Genomic DNA, 6,023 nt, shown 5'->3' on the forward strand with positions numbered 1-6,023 from the left:
AACTAAAAATGCTAGAACATTTAGTGTTAAAGGATATAAAGTTACACTCACTCAAAATCAGTATAATAATTTAATCAAAGCAAAAAATACAGGTAAAACAATTAGTTATACTTTAAATACTCATAAAAAAGTTAAACAAACAATAACTTCTGATTATAAAAACTTTAAAACTATTAAAGCACCTGTATATATTTCTATCAGTTATGGGGGAAAAGAACCTAAACGACAACAACAATATCCTAACAAATATACAATATTTGCTGAAACCAAATATACTGCTTATGCAACAAAAGGAAAATTAATTTTAACTAAAGATGCAAGTACAATCAATGGATTAAAAAGTGCAAAAGTGACAGATATGAGTCATTTTAGTATGAGGTAATTGAGTGTTAATTAGGTAATATTTTTTTAAGTGGTGATTTAATGGAAAAAAACAAAATGATTATTTTGGCATTGATTGTAGTCATTGCCGCTCTTCTGGTAGGCATGGCCGCAATGATGATGCCAGATATGGCAAAAAAGAGTACTCAATTGAAATTTAAAGGAAATTCATCAATCGATAAAGGAGATTCTATCAAAATCCAGCTCACAGATGCTGATGGAAATGCGTTGGCCAGCCAAACAGTCAATGTTACCGTAACCGACAAGGATAAGTCATGCGATTATCACTCCGTTGAAACCAACGATAGAGGTGTTGGAACATTAAAACTGGATAAAGACAATGGAAAATACACTGTAACTGCTATTTATGATGGAAATGATAAGTATGCTAGTTGCAATGTCACTAAAAAAATAACAATTAAAGAAGTCGCATCTTCTTCATCTTCTAATTCTAAATCTGTTTATGCATATAAGTCAGATGGCACTCCAATGTATAGTCAAGAAGAAGTCAGTAACTATGTACAAAGCAAATATGGGGCAGTAAATTACCACATCCAAGATAATGGATATATTAACTTAGATGATTCAGGATACACTGACGATGGAGCTAAGGTGGTTCAAGGCGGAGTAAGAAAAAATGGTAAAACATACGAAAGATCTTTCTATGAAAATTATATTATGGGAAATTAAGGAGGTAAATAAAATACAATATTCCATTTGAACATATTGAGGTGAAATTTGATGGACAATAAAAATATAATTATAATACTGATTGTAATAATTGTCATTCTTGCAGCAGCTTTAGGTGTAATGTTTTTTCAATCAACAAATGCTAAAGAACCAACAAAAATTAAAATTACAAGTGATAAAGAGCAATATGAAGGTGGAAAACTATCCATACGATTGACAGATTTGAACAAAACACCTTTATCAAAGGAAATTGTCAATATCACAATAACTAACAGCAAAGGTAAAGTTGTTATTGATGATGTTGTTAAAACAGATTCTAAAGGTAAAGCAACTCTTAACCTTGATTTAAAGAAAGGAAAGTATAATGTTACTGTAAGTTATGGTGGAAATGAAAATTACACTGGCAATAACACAACACAAAAATTAACTATTAAAGAGAAAGTTGTTGAAGCAGAACCTACTGTAAGTAGCACGGCATCTAATGGTGGAAATAATCTGGAAGGTCCTGAAACTGATGATCTGGGTATAACAAGAGAACAAGCAGAGCATGCAATGGAAGTCAGTGGCAGAGATGTTAGATATAATGCAGAAAGCGGTCTATATGAGATGTATGATCCTAATCGTGGGATTTATCATACTTAAATAAGTTTTGAATATATTCAGTTAAGTAGGTGTTGTTATATGCCTACATATTTATTTTTTTTTACTTATGACCTAGATGCAGTTCAGAAATTATTGTCGGAATTGTTATATATGATGGATTGATAGAGTTTATTTTAACTGATTTTAAAATTAATAGGGTGTTGGTATGGGCTTTGGGAGTCGTCTTAAAAAATTGTTTGGATCGGGTAAGAAGGAAGAAGGGGAGGTTGATGATGAAATCAATAACGAACCAATTGAAATAACTGATGAAAAACTTGATAAAAATAAAGAAGGAGTTAGTGACGAGCCAACACAACCTAACAACTTTAAATATCTTGATGATTTAATTCATAGTGGTGTGAAAGAGATTATTTTAGAGTCTAATGTGATTTTAGATGATGAAGAAGAACTTAATTATAAAGATGGTATTAAATTAGATGTTGCTGATTTGGTTATTGATGGTAATGGATATACTATCGATGCTTGTGGAAAAACTAGAATATTTGAATGTATTGAAAAAAATATCAAAATTAAAAACATTACATTAAAAAATGGATATGCATATGAGGGTAGTGCAATATATAACCGGGGTGATTTAACAATTAATGAATCCATACTCAAAGAAAACACGGCAGAGCATGTTGGTGGATCAGTATATAATGGGAATGAGTTAACAATAACTGAATCTACATTCAACGATAACTATGCACATTCATGGGGTGGAGCAATATACAATTGGGGGTATTTAATTATTTCAGAGTCTACACTCGACAATAACACTGCGGGAGGTGGTGGCGCAATATACAATAAGCTTAAGATAGATATTACAGAATCTACATTTGCAGGTAACACAGCAAACAGTGGAGGGGCAATAAATAATCGCCACATATTAAAAATATCAGAGTCCACACTCACAGATAATACTGCACAGATAGAGGGTGGAGCAATATACAACTATGGTGGGGTAATTGACAATAATGAGTTAATAATTACTAAATCCAAACTTAACAATAACACCTCTCCATGTGGTGGTGCAATATACAACTCAAAAAATTTAAAAGTTTTTAATTCTGAATTTTATAATAATTCATCTTTAAATTCGATTATCCAAAATATTGATCGATTACAAATTTATAATAGTTTTTTTAAGAATAATAAAACTGATAAAATTATTTTAACCGAGGGGGATGCTTCTAATTTTAGTATTTTAGGTGGGGGATTTAAAGATAATGAGGTTGTTGAGTCTATTATTTTTAATAATGGTAAATTTTGTACTATTGAGAGAAGTATTTTTGAAAATAATCTTTTAAATTTTTCTTCTCAAAATATAATTAATCAAAGTAATTTAACTTTAATAAATCCAAAAATATCTGATGATGGTGAAACTATATTAAATAACGGTTATTTATTGATTAAAAAATCATCACAAACTCTTTTAAGCAATATTCATGGAAATGGTAATGTTGAAGTTGATATTAAAATAATCCCTAAAGGTGAAAATTTTGATTTTGGATATTTTGATAAAAAAATCCACAATGGAAATACTAAAGAAATAAATTTAAATCATGATATATGTTTGGAGAATTATGAGCATGATTTTTATGAAGGTGGGATAGAATTAGACATAGATAATTTAATTATTAATGGTAATGGGCATACAATTGATGGGAAAGACAAATCACGCATTTTTATAATAACTGGAAATAATATAACATTAAAAAATTTAGTAATTAAAAATGGACACACTCACAAAAGCTATGATAATTTATTTAATAATAATAGTGGAGCAATAAAAATTAACCACAATAGAAAGTTAATAACTATAAAAAATTGTAAATTTATAAATAACACTTCCGAAGAAAATGGTGGTGCTATTCTCAATGGTGGTGAGTTAACTATTGTGGAATCCATACTCACAGATAACATAGCACGAAAATGGGGAGGTGGAGCAATATCCAATAAGGGAGTGTTGACAATATTGAGGTCAATACTCAATGAAAACATATCTGAAGAAAATGGTGGTGGCGCAATACGCAACAATGGTGAGTTAACTATAGTTGAATCCACTTTTAATAATAATGTGTCATTAAACATGTGGGGTGGTGGGGCAATATCTAATGGAGGAAAGTTAACTATTGTGGAATCCACATTCACAGATAACATGGCACCATGGGTTGGTGGAGCAATATCTAATAGTGGGGGGTTAAAAATCACGGAGTCTATATTCAATAATAACACCGTAAAAGAAAATGGTGGAGCAATATCTAATGGTGGGGGGTTAAAAATCACGGAGTCTATATTCAATAATAACACAGCAAGAGAAAATGGTGGAGCAGTATTTAATAGTGGTAGGTTAGAAATCATGGAGTCTATATTCAATAATAACACAGCAAGAGAAAATGGCGGAGCAATATCTTTAAGAAAAGAATCAGAATATGAATCAAACAACTGTACTTTCAAAGACAATACTCCTGATGATGTGTACGAAGAAAAAGATTGATTATTATCTCGCTTTAATTCTGCAGTTAATCGAGTGAACTTGTAGATTAAGTTTTGATTAATTTTGTGTGGAAGTGCTGTTATTTTTGCATATGGTCAGCTAACTGAGGATATAGTTAATCTGTTTTTTAATATTTTTAATCTTGCATTGGCGCCAAGCACTTTTCGCAAGTTTATGTAGATAAAGTTAAATAATTAATCTTGATTTAATTATTTGCAGTGGTTTTTTTCTATCTTGCTAAGAAATGCCATGTCTAATTTTTTATTTTTTACAAACTGAAAAAGTATTACTTTTTCACTTAAATTTTATATAAATAGGTAAACGTTTAGAGGTTCAACATTAATCAAAAAAATAGCTTCACTCTTTTTTTTAATATCAGTTAAAACCAAAAAATACACAATCACTTTAAAAAACAATAAGAACAAAGTCATTGGAAATGTTAAAGTTACATTAAAGGTTAAAGGCAAAACTTACTATGCAAAAACTAATAAAAAAGGCCAGGCAACCTTTAAGATTACCAAATTAACCAAAAAAGGCAAATTCACTGCAAACATCAAATATGCAGGCAGCAAGTATTACAACTCAAAAACTGTAAAGGCTAAAATCACTGTAAAGTAGATATTTCACCACGTACTTTTTTTAGAACATTTTATTAATCAAGTTTTTATAATTATAATTATGAAAACAATTGTCATTAATGCAAGTCCGAGAAAAACATGGAATACTGCAGAAATCATGCAGGCCGCCCAAAAGGGAGCGGAATCCGTCGGGGCTGAAACTGAATACTTCAATTTATATGATCTGGTTTTTAAGGGTTGCAGGAGTTGTCTTGTCTGTAAACTCAAAACTAAAACCAAAGGGAAATGCTACTGGAATGATGACCTCACAGAGGTAATTGAAAAGATTTTCGCCTCAAATTGTCTTTTGATAGGCTCACCAATTTATTTTGGCCAGCCTACAAGTGAATTTCGAGCTTTGATTGAACGTTTGATATTCTGCATAATGTCCTATGATGACGGAACAAGCTATTTTACAGGCAAGGTAAATGTCGGAATTTTCTATACCATGAACGCTCCACTGGAATTTTATGAAAATTCGATGAAGGACAGTCTTGCTACAACAGAATATCTGTTTTCATTTTTAAATGGTGAAATAGTAACATATCCAGTTTGCGATACCATACAAATCAGTGACTATTCCAAATTCAACATGGCCGGATTTTCACAGGAGCTGAAGGAAAAGCAATGGATACTGCAGTTTCCGAAAGACTTGGAAAAGGCATTTGAAATCGGTGCGGAGCTGTCAAAATGAAGACTGTTGTAATTAATGCGGATCCCAAAAGGAAAGGTGTAAATGCACAGCTTGCAAAATCAGCTGCAGAAGGTGCTGAATCTGCAGGCAGTGACGTTAAATATGTTGATTTGTATAAGTTGAATTTATGTGGCTGCAGGATTTGTCAAATATGTAAGAGAGATGATGAAGTCTGCAAATGCTATTGGAGAGATGAGCTTTCACCGCTGATTGATGAGATTTTTGCTGCAGATTCTCTTATAATTGCCGTTCCGATATTTTTCTCAAATCCTTCAAGCCATTATATGGCATTTCTTGAAAGGATGATATATTCTATTGTTTCATATAAGATAGGCAATAAATTTAAGGGTAAAGTCAATGTGGGGCTTTTCTACACCATCCATTATCCCAGAGATTATTTTGAAAAGTCAGTAAGGCCTCATATTAAGCAGTCCGAGGATTTGCTTAAAATGCTGAACGGTAATGTTGTTATCGATATATTTTCAAACATTTCCAAAAA

The 6,023-nt window shown here is 31.4% G+C and carries 6 protein-coding genes; all 6 read left to right on the forward strand.

From position 1 onward, the window contains the following. A partial coding sequence (locus ACJMLH_RS00310) for a hypothetical protein (RefSeq protein WP_405273979.1) occupies positions 1 to 382 on the forward strand: 382 nt, incomplete at its 5' end. A gap of 41 nt (positions 383 to 423) precedes the next feature. Next, on the forward strand, positions 424 to 1,071 hold the full coding sequence (locus tag ACJMLH_RS00315; RefSeq protein ID WP_405273980.1) for a hypothetical protein: 648 nt from the start codon (positions 424 to 426) through the stop codon (positions 1,069 to 1,071). A 51-nt stretch (positions 1,072 to 1,122) separates the two neighbouring features. Further along, entirely contained in the window at positions 1,123 to 1,713 is a 591-nt protein-coding gene (locus ACJMLH_RS00320; RefSeq protein WP_405273981.1) for an Ig-like domain-containing protein, read from the forward strand. A 166-nt stretch (positions 1,714 to 1,879) separates the two neighbouring features. Next, positions 1,880 to 4,213 carry a hypothetical protein gene (locus ACJMLH_RS00325; protein ID WP_405273982.1) on the forward strand — a complete coding sequence of 778 codons (2,334 nt, stop codon included), beginning with the start codon at positions 1,880 to 1,882 and terminating at the stop codon, positions 4,211 to 4,213. Positions 4,214 to 4,891: 678 nt separating this feature from the next. Further along, positions 4,892 to 5,524, forward strand: coding sequence for a flavodoxin family protein (locus ACJMLH_RS00330; RefSeq protein WP_405273983.1), 633 nt, complete (start codon positions 4,892 to 4,894; stop codon positions 5,522 to 5,524). After that, the coding region (locus tag ACJMLH_RS00335) for a flavodoxin family protein (protein ID WP_405273984.1) at positions 5,521 to 6,023 on the forward strand (503 nt) is incomplete at its 3' end. The genes ACJMLH_RS00330 and ACJMLH_RS00335, both read left to right, overlap by 4 nt.

It is taken from the genome of Methanobrevibacter sp., assembly GCF_045116495.1.
Classification (GTDB): domain Archaea; phylum Methanobacteriota; class Methanobacteria; order Methanobacteriales; family Methanobacteriaceae; genus Methanocatella.